Raw genomic sequence first — 17,914 nt, 5'->3', positions numbered from 1 at the left:
ATGTTTGATCTCTAGGAGATTATCGCATATAAAAAAGCGACAAACCATGTGGGCGTAGTTTGACGCTTACTTAGAATTTACCAAAAGGTTAAACTACTATTGTCGATCCAAAGAATTTATTAAAAAAAAGAATATACAAGCATGTATATTCGCACAAGCAGCAGACAAGCAGATTTATATAATATAGTAAGAAGGTGAGGTGTTCCTATGTGTCTTTGTAAGAAAGTTAATCAATATTATTTAGGAAATGACCCAAATCGCGGAAAAGCTGTGAAGTTAACTCCTACTAAATATCAACCGCCAGTAAAAGCTCGCTTAAAAAAAACAATTTATAATACGGGAAAAAAATATGTTAATGGAAAGCTGCAGATGTAATTTGCATAGTTTAATATGATGGTAAATGGCAGAAAAGGAATTAAATCTTTTTTGTGTTAATTACTTCATTTAATCACATATTTAAGGTGGTGAGTGTTATGTGTTTTTGTCATGAGTTTAATAAAAAGATTGCCCCAAAAGGACTGTACCAAGGCAGAGTCTTACCAGCTGCAAAAGGAAATCATTCACTTTTAAAATCTCCAAAGGTATATAAGTTGCCTTCATTACACACAAAAAAAATTAAGAAAAATAATTGATGAAAACAGTTTTTTCCTGTAATTGATTCTTTAACAACAGTTTTTGACAATAACTTAAAATTGGGAGGTGTAAAATGGATTTAATTGATAACAAGGATGATAGACCTGTAATTTGTGATTTCAAACAAGATAAGAGGATTTATAAAATAATGCAGGCACCATCAATTAAAGGAAATCTTAGGAGATTAAATAAAGCCAGTGCTGCAAAATCAATTAGATCTGATATAATGACCCCCATAAAAAGTAGACCTACTTTAAAAATAAGCTGTATCTTAACGAGTTATAATCGGCCAATAAAAGTGCAGCAAGCCATAGCTAGTGTTCAAAAACAAACATATCCTCATTGGGAATTGATTATAGTTGATGATAATTCAAACGCACAAACACAAAATTTACTAAAAGAAATTGCGGAAAAAGACCCTAGAATTAAGTTAATTCAGTCAGGAGTTGCTCAAGAAGTCCGGTCAAAAACAACCAGATACGCAACCTGCATAAACTTAGCGCTTCCGGTTGTGTCCGGTGAATTAGTAACCTATTTAACGGATGATGATATATATTATAAAACAAGATTTGAAAAGATGGCAGAAGTTTTCCACAAAAACCCTCATATACATGTTGTTTATGGCAAACAAAAGGTTGTTGTTTTTACTAATAATAGAATCACCAGAACATTTATTCGGCCATTATATGGGGTGACAAGGTTTCCAATGGGAAAGGTAGATCATAATTCATTTATGCACCGAAAGTCCTGCTTAAATATTGTGAAAAATTGGGACGACCACCCTTCTTTATGGAAAGCAGGAGATGCAGCTTTTTTTAGAAAATTAGTAAAGCACTGGGATTTCCATCCTTTAAATGTTTTAACTGATGAGCACCGGATTCATGAAAAAGGTGTTCAGAAGAAACTTCAAAGAGGTGCGAAGCCTTGGAATAGTGCAGATGCTGAGTAAACCGGTTACCATTTTCTTATTAAATTATGTTTGAATAATACTCAGCATCTTTTCAATTCTTTTTTCAAACGTATGATCCTTCAGTACCCGCTTAGCTGCATTGGCTGCTATTTTCTTCCGTTCATCTTTGAACTTCATATAATAATTGATTTTAAAAATGAGTTCATCTTCGTTATTGAATGAAACGATTTCATGATCTTCAACAAAATGTATAGGTAAATCCTCTTTGTATTCAATTAATTGAAATACACCGCAGGCAGCTACATCAAAAGTACGATTATTTATACTGGTGCCATGAAGTCCTATCCGATTTTTATTTTGCATTAAATTATGCGGTCTATGCGTATTTAAAACAATCTTGGCCCCATTATAGTATTGAGCCGCCGAGGATGGAGGAACCCAATCATCGTGGATTGTCAATCTTGGATTATTCCGAAATCGAAACAATTTGTTTCTCCAGTTCCCAATAACCTTAATATGATAGGGTGTATTATGCAATAATAGCTGGACATATTTAATCCGATCAGGATATGGATAACCCAGCAGACAAATATCGCTTTTGAATTTTGGAGGAACTTCAATTGGTTTAAATATTGATGGTGCTGCAGCAAGGGGCAAATGGAAGGTTTGCTTGTGACCTTTTCCGATATAGTAATTTTTAGCTGCCGAGTCTATAGTAAAAAGATAATCATAAAGTGGAACAAGCACTTCAGTCCGATCCATATAGTATGGATCTTCTGTGAACCATACTGCAGTTTTCACACCTTTTGTTTTTAGCCATTCAACGATTTTGGGAGAAGTCTTGAAGCCAAGAAGAACTAAAGCAGCCTCAGCTTTAAAATTATTGGTTAAAGATTGTACCCTTGCCAATCCACTGAGTGGATTAAATAGTTTTACATTATGTTTTTTATTAAGTTCTTGCACTATCCAATCTTCGAAGAATTTGTATATACCTGTGTACCCTGAAGTAACGAATAAAATATTCATTATAAACCACCTAAAAATTAACTGATATACTGTTCAGGGCACTGAACCCATTTTTGATTTCATCACAATAAAAAAATCCTTCAACAATAGCAAATGTTTCTTCTGCATGTGAAGAAATTCTTAACTCATAGGCAAAGTTCAGATTCATCCCGGTTTCAATCTGCCTCGAATTATTCGGCTTTAGCCAATGCTCTCCGGATTCCAGCGCTTTTTCCTTCCAGTCGTCATCAATATAAACCCATGCCTCTGAATTGGAACCATCAATCATTAAGGCAGTATGTGATACAGAACCGATTTTTCCGCCAAGACGAACATTTTTGGGGGGCTTTATTCGAATACAGATAATTGGATTGGATAGTGTTTCTATACCCGTATTTCTGATTATCAAGTTTCCAATTACAGTTATATTCTCATCTTCTTCTGATTTGTCCGGCAGCATAAGTGCATAACTGAACCAGGCGATCCCTTCTGCCTTTAAAGGATCTTTCTTTTTCCAAAACAAATAATCACCCCTTTACAAGATACATTGATATCTATACATTCTATGTCACAGAATAACTTTAAATGTTAAATGAAATATCCGATTCATATAACAGCGCATGCTTCAATAGAAATAGTAATTTAAACAAAAAAGAGGAGCGGGCACTCCTCTCTAGACAGTTTGCTTAAATTGTATATTAAGCTGGTGAAGGACCTGGGCCTGGGAACACAGTCGGACATTGTGGCGGGAATGCCAGCGGCGGACAAACAAATGGCATGTCAGGACGCGGCTGACAGAAGTCGGCTGTAATTTCCAGTTTAACTAATGCCTCCATTTGGACGTTTTGGCATAAGTTAATAGATACATCCAGCTGTTGGAATTCGAATTCACCAGGTGTTGTAGTAACTGCTCGGCAAATTAAGTTTGCATCACATTCAAAGTCTGTAATTTCGCATTGAAGGAAAGTTCCCGGAGGTGCACATAAGAAAAACTTCTCTGAAACAGCCCAAGGAATCGGTCCAGTTGTACAAGATAGCCCGTTTGGATTTGTTATACGGACAACAACAAATCCTTTCTTTAATACCTTGACCTTTTGCAGTGTAACAGTTGATCCATCTGGCAATTGAAACTGCCCGCTTGCACGGCCTTCCGGCTGTGGAATCTCTTGGCAAAGAATGGATCCAGGTGCCAGAGGGTCAACTGGTGTTCCAGTTTCATCTGTGGCAAAACATTCAACTGTAAAGTTTCCGCCTAAAACTGCACATGGATCATCACCAGGTGTGATACCGTCACAATCGAAAACTATTGTTCCTGCGGCCAAATCACTTGCATTAAATGCCAATAGCGGCACATCTACTTGGCGGGTGACCCAGTCGTATACTTTATTTACTTTAATACATAGGGTCTCCTGTCCGCCGTTAATTGACTTAAAATCCATTAACCGATCATCCTCTCACTTGTTAATAATAGGGTTAAACCTACTGTATGTTATGCTGCTTTTTCTGTGATGTGTATGGGCTGTTGCGTATATTCGGGTACATTTCCTAATCGCTGCTGCCCAGGCACAGAAAAATTATACAAATTAACCCTTAACTCACTGTTAATATATTCCGATTAGGTAGCATTGTGCTCAGAATTTCATAGCGATCAAGCCTAAATATTTGCATCTGTTTTGCACTGTGTGGACAAGCGGCCAAGCTTTTTGTTGGTAAATGAATAGAATGTAATACCATGCATTGAAAATGGGATATTTTTATCAAGGGGAGATTTAAATGAAAAGACAGGGGATGAAAGTCGTTTCGTACAAAGATATATGCAAAGTAAGGGACTTTAAAGATTTTAAAATGGGAATATTGCCAGAAAATACTCTATATATTGTAAAAAAAGCTGAAAAAACACAAGTAATACCTCCGGCAAATCCTTTTCCGGGAATACACCTGCCTAATGAATGTATAACGGAGGATTTTTATCTGGCATGTTTAAAAGATGCTATTTGCTTAAAAAACCAAACCATCTTATACAATAACCGAATATTGCCTGATAGCTTCAGACATTACGAATATAATGCTCCCACGAGAAACCTGCAGTTCAATGAAAGACTAAATCAGTTCACTCTAAAAGTAAACCATGTAAAACCAATCTATCTTAAAGGTAATTATATTTATTTAAGTGGAGAGATATCCAGGGGGTTTGGACACTTTTTGTTAGAGGTTGTATCAAGATTATGGATTACTAACTTTATGGATATTAGCAAGGTCAAATTTATTATGAATCCTGAGGACAAAGAAAGCTGGCAGCTGGAAATCCTGAAAGCAATAGGAATTAACAAAAAACAAATTGTATATTTGCATAATCCTGTCCGCTGCGAAAGGCTGTATATCCCGGTTCAGTCCTTTGCTTTAAGAAAATACACATCAACTTTTGCTCTCCAAACCTGGAAAAGAATAGGGGATTTCTATGACAGAGGATCTGGTTTTGAAAAAATCTATGTTTCCAGATCTAAATTAAGAAATAACAGAAGAAATTTAATAAATGAAAAAGCTGTTGAAAGGATTTTTTCGCAAAATGGATTTAAAATTATCCATCCACAGGAGATGAAAATGGCTGAACAGATAAACTTATTCCGTAATGCAAAGGTCATAGCAGGACCCTCTGGATCTGCCATGTATAACAGTGTATTCCGAAAAAAACAGGCTAGAATCATAGTACTGGCATCTCAAAAATTTTTTAAAATGAGCGATATCCTTATTAACAGTTCTGTTGGCGGTAAACTGGATTATTTTATAGGAAAAACTGCAGACAAAATGACTCCGGGGATAAAAGCAGATTGGAAAATAAACACAAATCAGCTGAACCAGTTTTTAAGAAATATATAATTTTATAGCCCTGGTAATGAAAAAGGACTTTTAAGCGAGGGATCTGATGAAAAAAATAATTATTTTTATTCATATACCCAAAACTGCTGGCACGTCAATGAGAAAAATAATTGAAAAACAGTACACTGTTCTGCAAAGCCGTTATTATTATAATGGTTATCAGGACGCTTTCAACAGGCTAAAGGGAACCCCTCAATCTAAGCTTAATACAGTTAAATGGATTCAAGGCCATTTTCAATTCGGACTGCACGAGGCCATATCGAACCCTGTTGAATATATAACGATGCTTCGGCATCCTGTAGACCGGGTGATTTCATTTTATTACTTTTTAAGGGAGAATCCTAGACATCCCTTAAATCATATAGCCAAGTCTTTGAATTTAACCGAATTTATTATGTCAGAGGATAAAATTATTCAAGACGGTATTTATAACTTGCAAACAACATTAATCTCTGGAGATGGAACACCTTCATTTGAAAAAGCCAAGAAAAATATTGATGAACACTTTATGATGGTGGGAATAACTGAGCGGTTCAACGAGTCAATATTTTTAATGAGAAAAAAGCTGGGATGGAAAGTTCCTTATTTATCCAGACAAAATGTGACTCGCTCACGGCCAAAATTGGCTCAGGTTTCAGAAAACGTCAAAAAGATTATTGAGCAGAAAAATGAATTTGATTTTCAATTGTATGAATATGGAAAGGCAATATTTAAAAAACATTTGGAAGAATTAGATCCAGCTGCACAGCAGGAACTTCGGAAAATGACTGGTCGGACAAAATAAAGATGTTGTTTTTATCACAGAATACAAAAAGGCTAACTCGAAACATCGATGCAATCGAAACTTTGAGTTAGCCTTTTACTATTGATCTAAAACAATTTACGTATTTTCACCTTTTGTAAGGCAGTTACTTGGTTTTAACTTTAGAGCTGTAAGTTAAAAATTATTAGCGTTTGATAGCCTTTTAAAAAAAGTTTTTCATTTTTTGATTATGGGAGATTTATATGGAATTCATTACACATTTTTGATTAAGGGGCATAACCTAAGAGGTATAAGGATAGGTATTCGCCTAAAGGAGAGGTTAAAAAATGTTAAGAAGGAGCCGCTTTGAGAGACTTACTTATATACAGATGCAGCAGAAATTAATACATCTTGAATCAGAACTTTCTTATTCTAGAGCTAACCATGAGGGGGTTGTCCAAAAATACAATGAACAAATAAAGCAGATGAAACAAGATAATGATTTGCTGAAACGGGATGTGCAAAATTTAAAAAAGGAAAATGAAACACTTTTGAAAAATGACTATAACCCAAAATTACTTGCTAAACTTGATCTTGAAAAATCTGCTAAATATATAAAAGAGAAAACTATTCTTGAAGAGGAGATCAATAACTTAAAAAGTCAGTTATCAGACCTTCTCCAGGAAAAAGAAAACAATCAACAGCTTATCCAGCGTTTAGAACATTTGCAGGAAGAGCTGAATAACACAAAAAAAGCTTTAAGTGCAGCTGAAAGGGAAAAGAAACAAATTCATGATGACCTGCAAACATTAAATGGAAGTTATAATAAACTGCAGATTTTGCTTGATGAACAGGAAAAAAAAGCAAAGAAAGCAAAAGAAAGGGAAAACTTACTCGTTTCCCAGCTGTCTAAAATAGCTGAAGAAAAAAATCATTTACTATATATTAATGAAACAGCTGAGAAGGAAAAGCAAAATTTAGAGGCGGAACTGGCTGATAAGACTTCAGAACTGAACAAATTGATGGAGGAAAAAAATCAATTACTCACTCAAACCCAATCAAACCAAAAGAAAAGACATACTTTAGAGACCGAACTGGATGAAAAGACTTCAGAACTGAACAAATTGATGGAGGAAAAAAATCAATTACTTACGCAAACCCAATCATACCGAAAGAAAAGACAGACATTGGAGGCTGAACTGGATGAAAAGACTTCAGACCTCCAAAAATTACTGCTTGAAAAGAATGAAAATGAGAAAAAAACTGAGAGTCTACAAAATGAATTGCAGCAAATTCAGAAACAGATGAATGAATCTGAGAAAAAAGTAGAGCTGCTTACAGATAAAGAAAATGAATTTGAAACAGAAAATCAAAAATTGTGTGATGAATTAACGGAGGCCCATAAAACATTAAGCCAATTGAAAGAGGAAGTTAATTCTCTTGCGGTTAAGTTAAGGGTGAAAACTGAGGAAGCTCAAACAAAAGTCAACGAAAATAAAAAAATGGGCCAAGAAATCCAGGATTTATTACAAAACAAGGAACAATTAAGCAAGAAAAACGTATCTTATCTACAAAAGATAAACCAATTGGAGTCTGAAAAAATTATTGCAGGCGAGTCAGTTAGTCATCTTCAGGCAGAAATTGAAGGTTTAAAGACAAAACTGTTACAAGAAGAAAAAGAAAAAATGGATGTGTGTAATCGTCTCGAAAACCGCGAAATGGAATTATCCAAACTAATTGAGGAGAATGCCAAATTTGAAGAAGAAAAGGTCGGATTCCTTGAAAAACTTGCAAAGCTTGAAGAGGAAAATGCTGCATTCAATGAAAATTTTTCAATCCTTTCTTCTCATCGAAAATCAGACGAAAAACGCATGGATTTAATAACTTCAAATTTAAACCAGGTATTTACAGAAATGAAACAACTAGTTCGGATGACATCCTCGTTAAAACACCAATTGGAGTCAAAAAATATAGAACTTAAACAAATTAAAAAGGAGAAGGATATGCTTATGGAGGAGTTAGTACAGATTAAAGAAGATTATGAAAAATCCGAGGCTAGAAAGGATGAGTTGGAAAATCAGATTGAAATAATGAGAACTGAGCTGCATAAGGCTCAAAATTCTTTGTCCCGGCTCGAACAATTTGAATCTGAGAAACTCAGACTAAAAGAGGATCTTGAAACTAAAATAGCAGAATTTAATTCACTAACAGATCATTATAAACGTGAAAAGGATTCTTACCTTCAGGTTCTGGATCATGTTCAGGATCAGGTAAATGTATACAAGGAAAAATCAGACGAATTTGATGCGGAGAAAGGCTCTTGGTCTAAACAAATAGATGAGTTAAAAGCGGAGCTGAAAAGAACGAAAGCAACAGTTGTAAAGATGGAAGAGCTTGAAAAAAATAATGCTAAACTGGCTTTAGATTTACAGGCAAAAGAAATTGAAATTTATAAGGCTAAAAAAGATAGCGAACGTGCTTTGCAGCAGCAGTTGGATCAATTCAAAGCTGATATGAAACTTTATCAAGATAAGATTTCACAATACGAAAAAGATCGGGAAATTTGGGAAAAACAAATGAAGCAAATGAAAACACAGTTTGCAGCTTTGGAATCTAACCTCGAGGAAAAGGAAAACTTTATTAAGCAGTATATAAAGCAGCCACTTTCTCCATATACAGCTGGACTTCACAATAATTCTCAGCAAGCTTCTCCCACGGAGGAACAGCCAGTACAAAACCAATCTCAAGCTAGTCAGTTTCAGGCTCCGCAACAAAGTTCACAATCCGGGAGCTTTTTTCAGAGAATGCTTTCACAGCAGCAAGGGAGCGGTCAACCCTCACAAAGTTTCCAGGGGCAATACCAGCAGCAAACACCCAGACAAACACAGGCAGCAGCAATGGACTTTTTCACGTTACGCAGCAAAACGACACAGCCGAGCGCCGCAGGTAACAGCTATGGGAGTCAATGGAAAGAAGAGTAAGGAAATAAATTTTACCGGACAGGATTTTATCATTAAGAGAACAATATATGAGGAAATAATTACCTATTGTAAAGAAATCCTGCCATATGAAGCATGCGGGTTACTTTCCAAATTGGAGGGTCAGTCAAACACCCTATGGAAAATAAAAAATGAATCGAAAAGATTTAACCGATTTACCATGTCCTCCGAATCTATTAAAACAGCAGTAAAAGAAATGGAACAAATAGGGGAAGTGCTTTCCGGAATCTTTCATTCACACCCCAACTCACCAGCGCACCCATCAATTCATGACATCAGGAATAATTCCTATCCGGAATTGCCTTATTTAATCGTATCCTTTCATAAAGGAAGAACAGAAGTCAGATGTTTTAAAATGATAGATAAGAAGATCTTTCGAATTAATATTAAAATAATAGATTAGTTTCCGGAAACCGGCGTATATATAGGTGCGCCGGTTTTTTTAATAGAGTTTCATGAGGAACCGCTTAATAAATAATTGGGTATTTGCCCGAACACTTATCTTTAAAAGTCTCATAGTATATATTGTGGTGGATTTATTTGTGCTAGGAGGAATTCATATTGAAAAAGAGTAGTCGAAAAGGAAATCCACAAATAGAACAGCAAAATAAAATTTATATTGGCAATTCAATAAAGGGAGTGGGCTATAAGAAAAAGAAAAATGGGGGAGGTTGTGGCTGCAGCAGCAATATTAAAAAATTACAGACTCGAAAACCTTAACCTGTTTTTAAGAAAATAAATTATCCTATGAGTTTGAATGTATAGATTAATAAGCTATCTAAATGAAAAAGGGAGCAGCTAAAAAGCTCCCTTTTTCATTTACACCTTTGCTTAAGAAAACTGATTCATATAGGAAAGGAATCAGAGTTCAATATCCAATTCATCCTTATAACAGCAAAACTTAAATTTTTTCCCCTTTCCGCAAGGGCAAGGATCATACAATTTATCCTTCATCTTTTCTTTTAATGCCTTCTTCAGCTGTGAAATATCCACAAAGGGTTTTAATTTGATTACGGACTGAATTCCATAATTCTGGCAAATCTTTGTCACTTTAGCTGCTTGAAGTTCAGTAACTACAGAACAATAAATAAGTTTTTCTTTTCGAAGGTTTGTGTTGGACATATAAAAATCGCCTCCCATTGCAAAAGTTATTTTATAATACTCATTTGAACTGAATTCGGTACAAAAAGATCGAAAGTCCTTGTAAAACTCGGAGAATTTTTTCTGACTTTTCATTTTTGGAATAATGTCCAAAAAAATCTTAAATGCCGTTACATCTGTCCATGCCATACTTGTCTTTTCTACATATACAAATAGTAAGTCAAAGCACTTATTCTGCTTTTGATTTAAAAAAATTCAAGGAGTGAAATGCATGAAAAAAAACACAGGATGTAGTAACGGATCCTGCGACATTTCCAAAGCGAGAACTATAGATTGTTTTACCAGATCATTTTCTCCAGTTGCAGATATTCAAAAAGTACCGGTTTTTGATGTACCAGTCGTATTAGCCGAGGTAGAGCTGCAGGCAGATGTTGAAGCTGATATTAAGCTCCCAACACCTGCAAGGGAAATTAAATGGATTCGGAAAAATGTTTCGTTGAAGCAGTGCAAAGCAATTCCATCTATTCAGAATCCTGGTTTTGTAAAATTATTTATTACTGGTGTTGTCCATAAAAACATTCAATATGTAGAAGAATGTACCGGTTACGTTATGGATTACAGTACTGATATCCCTTTTAGCTGTAATCAGCAAGTCCAGGTTTTTAATAAAGCTTTTGAATTTTTAAGCAATAAGTCATCAGTAGATGAGAGAAGGTTTCTTGATCATACTGGCCACGGTGCAGACAGCACTCTGGGAGGTTCAAGAACGTTTGAATTTTATAATGAACCAATTGAGTGTAAACTGCTATTCTCTGAAGTTAATGAATTGGATCTATTTAAGGACTTTAACCGGTTTGGCCAGTTCGAAAAAATAACTGAGAAGATGGAAATTACCTTAATATTTAAATTACTTCAAACGCAGCAATTTAATCCTAAATTATCCCCGCCACCGAAAAAGGGACCTTGCCCACTGCCTTGGCCATCCCAAAAAAGTCCAGAAAAAACTTCCCGGGAAAGGTTTGTAGAAAAAATTCAAGGAATGTACCGGATAAGATAATGAAAAGGGGGAGAGGCTTTTTATTGGGACTCCCCTTTTCACCTGCAGCCACATGTGTTCAATTCAATGGTTAAGGTTACAAGTCTTGTAATCCTAACCCAATAAAAAGGTTATTGCAGAGTACAGAATGATAAGGAGGGACTATGTGATTCAGCCATTATTTTTCGAGCCTGTTTTTCAAGAAAGGATCTGGGGAGGAACAGCTCTGAAAGATAAATTTGGTTATCACATTCCGTCAGTACGTACAGGTGAATGCTGGGCTATTTCAGCTCATCCTCATGGACAGTCAGTCGTAAAAAGCGGTCCTTTAAAAGGGAAAAAAATTGGAGAACTTTGGAGTGAAAACAGTGAGATATTCGGAAATGATCCTTCCTCATTTTTTCCTCTTTTAGTGAAAATACTCGATGCGAACACAGATTTATCTGTACAGGTTCATCCACCTGATCAATATGCTATATCTCAAGAACACACCAAAATGGGGAAAGATGAATGCTGGTATGTTTTAGATTGTAAAAAGAATGCAGAAATCGTTTTAGGGCACAATGCAAAAACAAAAGAAGAACTAAGCAAGGGGATTGATAAAGGAAAGTGGGATTCTTTGTTAAGAAGAATCCCTATAAATAAAGGGGATTTTATATATGTCCCGAGCGGAACGATCCACGCATTATGCGAGGGAACACTTGTGCTGGAAATACAGCAGAACTCTGATACAACTTATAGAATATACGATTATGATCGGACTGATGAAGAAGGAACTAAAAGGGAGCTGCATTTAAAAAAAGCTATTGAGGTTACGAGTGTACCCTATAAACGATTTGAATTTGAACCAATGGTTGAAAGGCAGGGTGGAAACAAGTTTATTAAGTTGATCACATCTAATCACTTTACCATTTATAAATGGGAAATCACTGAAAAAGCTGAAATGGAGAAAAACTACTTGTATTATTTAGTCAGTGTAATAAATGGAAAAGGAGTTCTAAAAGTAGGCAAAGAAAATTATGAACTTAATAAAGGGGACCATTTAATTTTGCCCAGCTCCTTAAAAACATTTGTTTTAGAAGGTCAATTTGAAGCAATTGTTTGCCACCCATAGTAGTTAAGCCCTCATGAAACATGGGGGTCTTTCTGATTTTAAAAAGATACCTATTAGCCTTTTTTAAACGAGTTTTAAAAATGATATAAATGCCACAAGATACTTGTCCACTCCTTTACGCCATTGCTCGCATATACAATAGTATGTCAAAGAAACAAGCAATATAGAAGGCTACTGCTGATGCTTGCATGTTTTTTGACTAAAAATATTCAAGGAGTGAATTGTATGAAGAAGAACCATTCTTATGGTAATGGCTGTGGAAAAGGCCATGAAAAATGCCCTCCAGCACCGGCTTGTGACACAGCAAAGTCTAATACTCATTTTTGTGAAGTAGGAGCTGCAACAAACCAGGGGGATACTGAGCAAACGATAATTTTGGGAGATGTTCCAATCCAGGCATTAACAGAATCAGATATTTATCTTCCAGATTTTGCAACTGATATTAAACACATCAGAAAAAATGTTTTTTTAACTCAATGTAAGGCAGTACCTGTTATCCCAACAGGCTTCCCTGGTGTAGCTCCAACTGCAGTTAAGTTATTTGTTGAAGGTTATATTCACAAAAACATTCAATATGTTGAGGGCTGTGAAGGCGTTGTTAAAGACTACAGCGTCAATGCTCCATTCAAGTGTTTTTCTTTGGTAAACAACCTTCCGCCTATTGATTGGCAATTTAGTACAAAAAGCAACCAGGTTAATGAAATAAGAGAGCTTGCAAAAGACGGAATGGGCTCAGACCGCTGCAGTTTTGGCTCTTTTACGTTTGAATTCTTCAATCAAGCAATTAAGTGTAAATTGCTTAGCGCAACAGTAACACAAATGGACCTATTAAGCGATTTCGATAAATACGGAAGATTTGATAAGGTTACAGAAAAAGCCGAAGTGAATCTTTTGGTAAGATTAACTCAGCGTCAATTGGTTGATGGTCCTACTCCTTAATGGCTTGGGTACGAAGAGAGTAGGAGAGTTTAAAAAGCAAATGAAGAGAGGGTATCTTTAAAAGATACCCTCTCTTCATATTTCCACATACTGTTCCTGCAAAAAATCAATACTTAGAATAACACTGCCCTGAATTTCCAGACTTTCGTCCGTTCCAATCTCATCATGCCAGATAATATGCATGCTTTGCAGCTTGCAGAAGATTTCTTCCGTAAAATGCTGAAAAAATTCGTTATGAAAATCAAGCTGGCTTTCTGTTTGGAACATGTATTCTCGTTTCCCATTTTGCTCAGGTATAATGGGAAGACAAAGCCATTCAAGATCAATCGTTTTCTCAAAACATACTGGTACCTTTAACACCTGCATTGCTCCATTATTTGTGAGAGCGATATCAGTTATAAGTTCTCCCTTTATAAAAACAGCATTAGAGGGGAGTAGTGTACGACATTGCAATCCTTTAACAGACCATTCCAATGGTTTTAGCGATTTGGCCGGAACATGCACTGGCAAGCGATTAAAAAGATCAATTTCCACATCAGATTTCGCCACTAAAACAGGGACCTTAATAATGCGATCTTTTTTGAAATGCTCCGAGCAGAATTGATGACGAGGAAAACTTTTATATTCCTCTTCGATCCTCTTTTTTGCAGCCTTGCACATATTTGCTGATTCTTCACGTATACAAAAGGAAGATTCTTCAAAGTTTTCATTGGTGGCAGCCTTTTTGTCTGATAATTCTAATTCTGAGGATTTCTTTTCATTAATGTGTGAGTTCTTCCAGCTATCCTTTTCACTGCTTTCAGCAGAATATTCTAAGCTAGGTTCTGGATTTCCACTAGAGTGTGGGTTCTCCAGCATTTCATAAAATTTCTCTAACAAGGAGGAACCCTTCTGGTATCCTGCGTTTTCTTGATCAGCACCTGACACATGGTTTGGAGCCCCGGCAGCTCCAGAGCAAGATTCTTTTAATATTGATAAAACCTCATTTTTTTTTAGGGAAGCACCTTCTGTCAATGAGGTCATATCCTTCTTGCCAACGAGTTCTTGGAGCAGGCAATAGGCTTTTTCCAAAGAGATTGAAAATTCGTCTTCGAAGGAAGAAGATTCTCCCAAGCCTTTTTCGTCAATGATCGGTTGATCTCTTCTGAAAAACACTTGTTCATTCATTGATGATGAAGATTCCTCATAAAACAATTCATTTCTGATAAAATCTTTTTTTTCGGGTAGTGAAGAAGATTCAATCCCACTATAAAAAGATTCTGCAAGTAAAGAAAATACTTCATCCTGTTGTGAGGAAAAGATGTCTGATTCGGAAGAAGATGATTCTTCAAGCATACTTAAAAATTCATTCTCTAAAGATAGATATTTATTTATTACTGGATAATGATTAATATCAGAAGAAGATCCCTCTTGTCTTAACCCATCATCTTGGCTTTCTATCATTGAAATCTCTTTCTCCGATAAAAATTCAAAATCATCTGCAGGTAGAGGAATACTGATTTTTTTATTTTCGCTATGATGCTTAAAGGGCTCACTAAAGAAAGAAGATTCATCTGACTTATCCAATTGGTCAGAATTTGTTTCAATTGGGGCATCGAGTAAAGATGAGAATTTTTCAAAAAGGTCCCGATGTTCAATATGTTTTAAATTATCGGGACTTTCACTCAATGGTTCACTTTGCTCTTCAAAATCAGATACTTTACGCTCTTTTTTCAATATCCTATTACATTGGGCCGATTGAAAATCTTCTTCCTCCACCAATACAGCAGGTTCACTCATTCCAAAATTTTCTTGGTCAGTTGTTTTGCCTGTTTTATTATAAATACTGTTTGAAAATGTGCTTGGTAAAGAAGGGGTCCAGCTGAGCATAGGCGCAAAAGGCGTTAACATTGCCTTTATTTTTTGAGGTATATTTCCTTTCTTTCCTTTGTCATATTGCCCCTTTACTTTCTCTAGTTTAGGCTGGTTACTCATAGGATTCTTTTCAATTTTCCTTGCAGGCTGTTCCTTTGAACCGACAATTTGTCTGTCTTCAACTTTTGGAGGAGTCAAAATAAAGGGGACTGACACTGTTTCAGAAGAAATATAAGGCTTTTCAACCTTTTCCGGCTTCCCGAATAGATGTGTATCCAGCAATCTTTCCCCATTACTATTTGCTGCTTGCTCTTTCTCCGGAAAAAAGAACTCCTGCTTTTGCGATGACGGCTCTTCATCAGCTAGATGGCTATAATAAATTCTATTATAAGTATTACGCATATTGTTCATAGTGCCAGGAAGGTGCATTCGATAAGCATCCTCTCCTATCCCTCCTTACTATTCAAATTCTTTATCTTTTAATATTTAATCACAATGATGAAAGCAATCATCATCATTTGTTGCAGAAGAAACTCGGATTTGCTGTTTTTGCAGCACTTTAAGGGTCAAATCCAAAACCATTTTTTCTTCTACCTTTGTGAAAAACCCTTCTCCTAATGGTGAGCAGTTAGGGAGAGGGGAACGGTCGATGGCTTCATCCCATTCAATGATTCTGCTGGATATTAACTCACAGTATGGGAGTTCGTTATAATGCTGTAAACTTTCCTGATGGAATTGAGAAAGGTCTTTGGACTGCAGTTCATCTTTTTCAGAATGTCCACAAGACATCGGTTTAGACATAAGAAAATCAAATTCCATTCTGTTGTTCATTTCCGGCATGACTGGCAGAGCTAAGAATTTTTTAATTTCCGCAGCACATTGAAAAGGGATGTCAACCGTATACGAATGCAGATCAGATGCCACGCTGTTTTTTGTATGCATTTCAATATCTGGGGACGGGCTTGCATACTGTATGTTTTTTCGAACATAGCCTTTAATGAATAATTTGTTGGTAGGCAATAGAAGCCTGCATTGTGTTAATTTGACTGTTTTCTTAATATCTTTAATTTCCAGCACAGGCTCTGGAAAGGTGATTAAAGCATCTATATTAATCTGCAGGGTCAGTTCAGCCAATACAACAGGTACCTTCGTAATAATCTTTCCTATGCTGACGTGAGGATGGGTTTCATGCTGACTTTCACATTCACAGTGATGGGTGACAGCTTTGCATTCATTCAAATGAATATCTTTGTTTGTTTCTGACATTTTGGGGCCTCCTGAAGTCAAGATATAGCATTGTATGCGTGATGAATGACTATGTATGGGCATTTGCCCTGCTATAATAAAGGATCCTATTTAACCAAAAAAAATTTGTTTATTGTAAAGGTACGGGCACAACGGGACTCTTATCCCGCATAAGATTCAAAAGGAGGAGTGAGGGATAATGGGAACAAAAAATTTTCTTGCCGTTGATATAGGTAACAGCTGGTATAAAGCCTTGGCTTCTGATAACGGAATGGTATCCGATTACCAGCTTCCAAACGCGATTGCGCTTTTTGACAGAGAGTTTTATGAGAAACCATATGACGATGAGGATATTATATTTGAGGAAAACCTGATTGTTGAAGTGAAAAGCCATGCTGTTAAAGATAGAAGAGAAATATTTTACGTTGGCAAAGGCGCTGCCAAGCAGAAGGATGTTAGCCTAACCTCTTTTAATAATCAAAAAGTGGAAGAAGACCGTACGTACCTATTACTGTTTGGATTGGCAGCTTACCATGCATCTCTTCAGAAAACTGATGAACTGGAAATCGATTATTCAATTGACCAATTAGCTGTATCTTTGCCGACTACACAATATAAGGAGCGTAAATCGTGGCTAAAAGAACGATTAATTGGCACCCATACAGTCATCTTCCATAAGGTGCCCGGATTAGCCGAACCTAAAGAACTGGAAGTCAAGCTCCATATCCAGGATGTTATTGTCGGGGCAGAAGGAGCATGTGCCTATCTCGGATTAACCCGCGACCAGGAAACCCTTGGAATAAAAAATGAAGAGCTGGTTAAAGAGTCTCAAAAAGGGATTATCATTGGCGATCTGGGCGGAGACTCTGTGGACTTTGTAGGAATTAAGAACAATAAACCGGTTGCCTCCATAGAGGGCGCACCTTTTGGAATTAATCAGTTTCTTGACCATATCATTCAAAAAGTAAGCAAAAATGAGCTGTATCGTTTTGATTCCCGGGCAGAGCTAGAGGAAAAGCTGGCTGCGGGGCAGTCGGAATGGTATGTTGAGCCATTTGCAGGTGTTAAGAAGGATATAAGCAAGTATATTATCCCGCAGCTAAAATCAATGGCTATAAAATACCTGGAACATTTTGACCGAATCCGCAGCAGTTCGAGAGAGATTAAAGGGGCTGTACGGTATATAGCCGTAGGCGGAGCGGCCAAGTTGGCACAAAAGCAAATTTTGGAAGATGCAGTTAAATGGTCCGAAAGAGGGCGTCCAATTGAGTTAATGTTTCCCGAAGATATGGAAAAACTGAATGTTCTAGGATTAATGATTCTGGCAAAAATGAATCAAATTAAAAAAGAAAAAGGAAATAACCATATCGTTTCCGTTAAAGGTTAGGTGTTTTTGACACCCTTAAATTTCCGAAAGTTGACGGTATTGCCTGTCCAGAATTAGTCGATTATAATGTCC

Annotated in this window: 16 protein-coding genes; 10 read left to right on the top strand and 6 right to left on the bottom strand. The window is 36.3% G+C overall.

Annotation, left to right across the window (positions count from 1 at the left end; genetic code table 11):
• Window positions 1-706: 706 nt before the first annotated feature.
• Window positions 707-1,582 (top strand): glycosyltransferase family 2 protein, encoded by an 876-nt coding sequence (locus tag NCCP133_RS21135; protein ID WP_264807215.1) that lies wholly within the window; start codon window positions 707-709, stop codon window positions 1,580-1,582.
• A 24-nt stretch (window positions 1,583-1,606) separates the two neighbouring features.
• Here the strand turns inward: NCCP133_RS21135 and NCCP133_RS21130 are convergent, their stop codons facing one another.
• The 3 genes from NCCP133_RS21130 to NCCP133_RS21120 form a co-directional block, all read right to left on the bottom strand.
• Entirely contained in the window at window positions 1,607-2,569 is a 963-nt protein-coding gene (locus NCCP133_RS21130; RefSeq protein WP_264807214.1) for a CgeB family protein, read from the bottom strand.
• Window positions 2,570-2,579: 10 nt separating this feature from the next.
• Window positions 2,580-3,071, bottom strand: a complete 492-nt coding sequence (locus tag NCCP133_RS21125) for a hypothetical protein (protein WP_264807213.1) — start codon at window positions 3,069-3,071, stop codon at window positions 2,580-2,582.
• Between the two features lie 175 nt (window positions 3,072-3,246).
• Window positions 3,247-3,987 (bottom strand): hypothetical protein, encoded by a 741-nt coding sequence (locus tag NCCP133_RS21120; RefSeq protein ID WP_264807212.1) that lies wholly within the window; start codon window positions 3,985-3,987, stop codon window positions 3,247-3,249.
• Between the two features lie 334 nt (window positions 3,988-4,321).
• Here NCCP133_RS21120 and NCCP133_RS21115 point away from each other — a divergent pair, with 334 nt between their 5' ends.
• The 5 genes from NCCP133_RS21115 (at window position 4,322) to NCCP133_RS21095 (ending at window position 9,886) form a co-directional block, all read left to right on the top strand.
• Complete coding sequence (locus NCCP133_RS21115; RefSeq protein ID WP_264807211.1) at window positions 4,322-5,425, top strand: glycosyltransferase family 61 protein; 1,104 nt, start codon at window positions 4,322-4,324, stop codon at window positions 5,423-5,425.
• A gap of 46 nt (window positions 5,426-5,471) precedes the next feature.
• Window positions 5,472-6,209: a sulfotransferase family protein gene (locus NCCP133_RS21110; protein ID WP_264807210.1), complete on the top strand. Its 738-nt coding sequence runs from the start codon at window positions 5,472-5,474 to the stop codon at window positions 6,207-6,209.
• A 305-nt stretch (window positions 6,210-6,514) separates the two neighbouring features.
• Window positions 6,515-9,148, top strand: a complete 2,634-nt coding sequence (locus NCCP133_RS21105; RefSeq protein WP_264807209.1) for a hypothetical protein — start codon at window positions 6,515-6,517, stop codon at window positions 9,146-9,148.
• Window positions 9,123-9,569 (top strand): M67 family metallopeptidase, encoded by a 447-nt coding sequence (locus NCCP133_RS21100; protein WP_264807208.1) that lies wholly within the window; start codon window positions 9,123-9,125, stop codon window positions 9,567-9,569. The genes NCCP133_RS21105 and NCCP133_RS21100 overlap by 26 nt, the downstream gene beginning before the upstream one ends.
• Before the next feature lie 158 nt (window positions 9,570-9,727).
• The gene (locus NCCP133_RS21095; protein WP_264807207.1) at window positions 9,728-9,886 is read left to right on the top strand and encodes a hypothetical protein; all 159 of its coding nucleotides are present in this window, start codon (window positions 9,728-9,730) and stop codon (window positions 9,884-9,886) included.
• Between the two features lie 141 nt (window positions 9,887-10,027).
• Here NCCP133_RS21095 and NCCP133_RS21090 read toward each other — a convergent pair whose 3' ends face one another.
• Complete coding sequence (locus NCCP133_RS21090; RefSeq protein WP_264807206.1) at window positions 10,028-10,288, bottom strand: hypothetical protein; 261 nt, start codon at window positions 10,286-10,288, stop codon at window positions 10,028-10,030.
• A gap of 250 nt (window positions 10,289-10,538) precedes the next feature.
• Between NCCP133_RS21090 and NCCP133_RS21085 the strand changes: the two genes are divergently transcribed.
• The 3 genes from NCCP133_RS21085 to NCCP133_RS21075 all read left to right on the top strand — a co-directional run bounded on the left by NCCP133_RS21085 (window position 10,539) and on the right by NCCP133_RS21075 (window position 13,356).
• The gene (locus tag NCCP133_RS21085) at window positions 10,539-11,324 is read left to right on the top strand and encodes a CsxC family protein (RefSeq protein WP_264807205.1); all 786 of its coding nucleotides are present in this window, start codon (window positions 10,539-10,541) and stop codon (window positions 11,322-11,324) included.
• A 145-nt stretch (window positions 11,325-11,469) separates the two neighbouring features.
• Complete coding sequence (gene manA, locus NCCP133_RS21080; protein WP_264807204.1) at window positions 11,470-12,417, top strand: mannose-6-phosphate isomerase, class I; 948 nt, start codon at window positions 11,470-11,472, stop codon at window positions 12,415-12,417.
• A 225-nt stretch (window positions 12,418-12,642) separates the two neighbouring features.
• Complete coding sequence (locus NCCP133_RS21075) at window positions 12,643-13,356, top strand: CsxC family protein (protein WP_264807203.1); 714 nt, start codon at window positions 12,643-12,645, stop codon at window positions 13,354-13,356.
• Window positions 13,357-13,431: 75 nt separating this feature from the next.
• Here the strand turns inward: NCCP133_RS21075 and NCCP133_RS21070 are convergent, their stop codons facing one another.
• Complete coding sequence (locus tag NCCP133_RS21070; protein WP_264807202.1) at window positions 13,432-15,639, bottom strand: hypothetical protein; 2,208 nt, start codon at window positions 15,637-15,639, stop codon at window positions 13,432-13,434.
• A gap of 57 nt (window positions 15,640-15,696) precedes the next feature.
• Window positions 15,697-16,476: a CsxC family protein gene (locus NCCP133_RS21065; protein WP_264807201.1), complete on the bottom strand. Its 780-nt coding sequence runs from the start codon at window positions 16,474-16,476 to the stop codon at window positions 15,697-15,699.
• A 178-nt stretch (window positions 16,477-16,654) separates the two neighbouring features.
• Between NCCP133_RS21065 and NCCP133_RS21060 the strand changes: the two genes are divergently transcribed.
• Window positions 16,655-17,842 (top strand): ParM/StbA family protein, encoded by a 1,188-nt coding sequence (locus NCCP133_RS21060; RefSeq protein ID WP_264807200.1) that lies wholly within the window; start codon window positions 16,655-16,657, stop codon window positions 17,840-17,842.
• Window positions 17,843-17,914: the final 72 nt, after the last annotated feature.

This window comes from Cytobacillus sp. NCCP-133, from assembly GCF_026011715.1.
GTDB lineage: Bacteria > Bacillota > Bacilli > Bacillales > Cytobacillaceae > Cytobacillus.
Note: the sequence above shows the minus strand (reverse complement) of the source record. Positions and strands in the feature narration are given on the sequence as shown.

Coding starts and splice junctions, on each gene's coding strand:
- NCCP133_RS21135 (WP_264807215.1), top strand. CDS start 707: ATGGATTTAATTGATAACAAGGATGATAGACCTGTAATTTGTGATTTC.
- NCCP133_RS21130 (WP_264807214.1), bottom strand. CDS start 2,569: ATGAATATTTTATTCGTTACTTCAGGGTACACAGGTATATACAAATTC.
- NCCP133_RS21120 (WP_264807212.1), bottom strand. CDS start 3,987: ATGGATTTTAAGTCAATTAACGGCGGACAGGAGACCCTATGTATTAAA.
- NCCP133_RS21115 (WP_264807211.1), top strand. CDS start 4,322: ATGAAAAGACAGGGGATGAAAGTCGTTTCGTACAAAGATATATGCAAA.
- NCCP133_RS21110 (WP_264807210.1), top strand. CDS start 5,472: ATGAAAAAAATAATTATTTTTATTCATATACCCAAAACTGCTGGCACG.
- NCCP133_RS21105 (WP_264807209.1), top strand. CDS start 6,515: ATGTTAAGAAGGAGCCGCTTTGAGAGACTTACTTATATACAGATGCAG.
- NCCP133_RS21100 (WP_264807208.1), top strand. CDS start 9,123: ATGGGAGTCAATGGAAAGAAGAGTAAGGAAATAAATTTTACCGGACAG.
- NCCP133_RS21090 (WP_264807206.1), bottom strand. CDS start 10,288: ATGTCCAACACAAACCTTCGAAAAGAAAAACTTATTTATTGTTCTGTA.
- NCCP133_RS21085 (WP_264807205.1), top strand. CDS start 10,539: ATGAAAAAAAACACAGGATGTAGTAACGGATCCTGCGACATTTCCAAA.
- NCCP133_RS21075 (WP_264807203.1), top strand. CDS start 12,643: ATGAAGAAGAACCATTCTTATGGTAATGGCTGTGGAAAAGGCCATGAA.
- NCCP133_RS21070 (WP_264807202.1), bottom strand. CDS start 15,639: ATGCACCTTCCTGGCACTATGAACAATATGCGTAATACTTATAATAGA.
- NCCP133_RS21065 (WP_264807201.1), bottom strand. CDS start 16,476: ATGTCAGAAACAAACAAAGATATTCATTTGAATGAATGCAAAGCTGTC.
- NCCP133_RS21060 (WP_264807200.1), top strand. CDS start 16,655: ATGGGAACAAAAAATTTTCTTGCCGTTGATATAGGTAACAGCTGGTAT.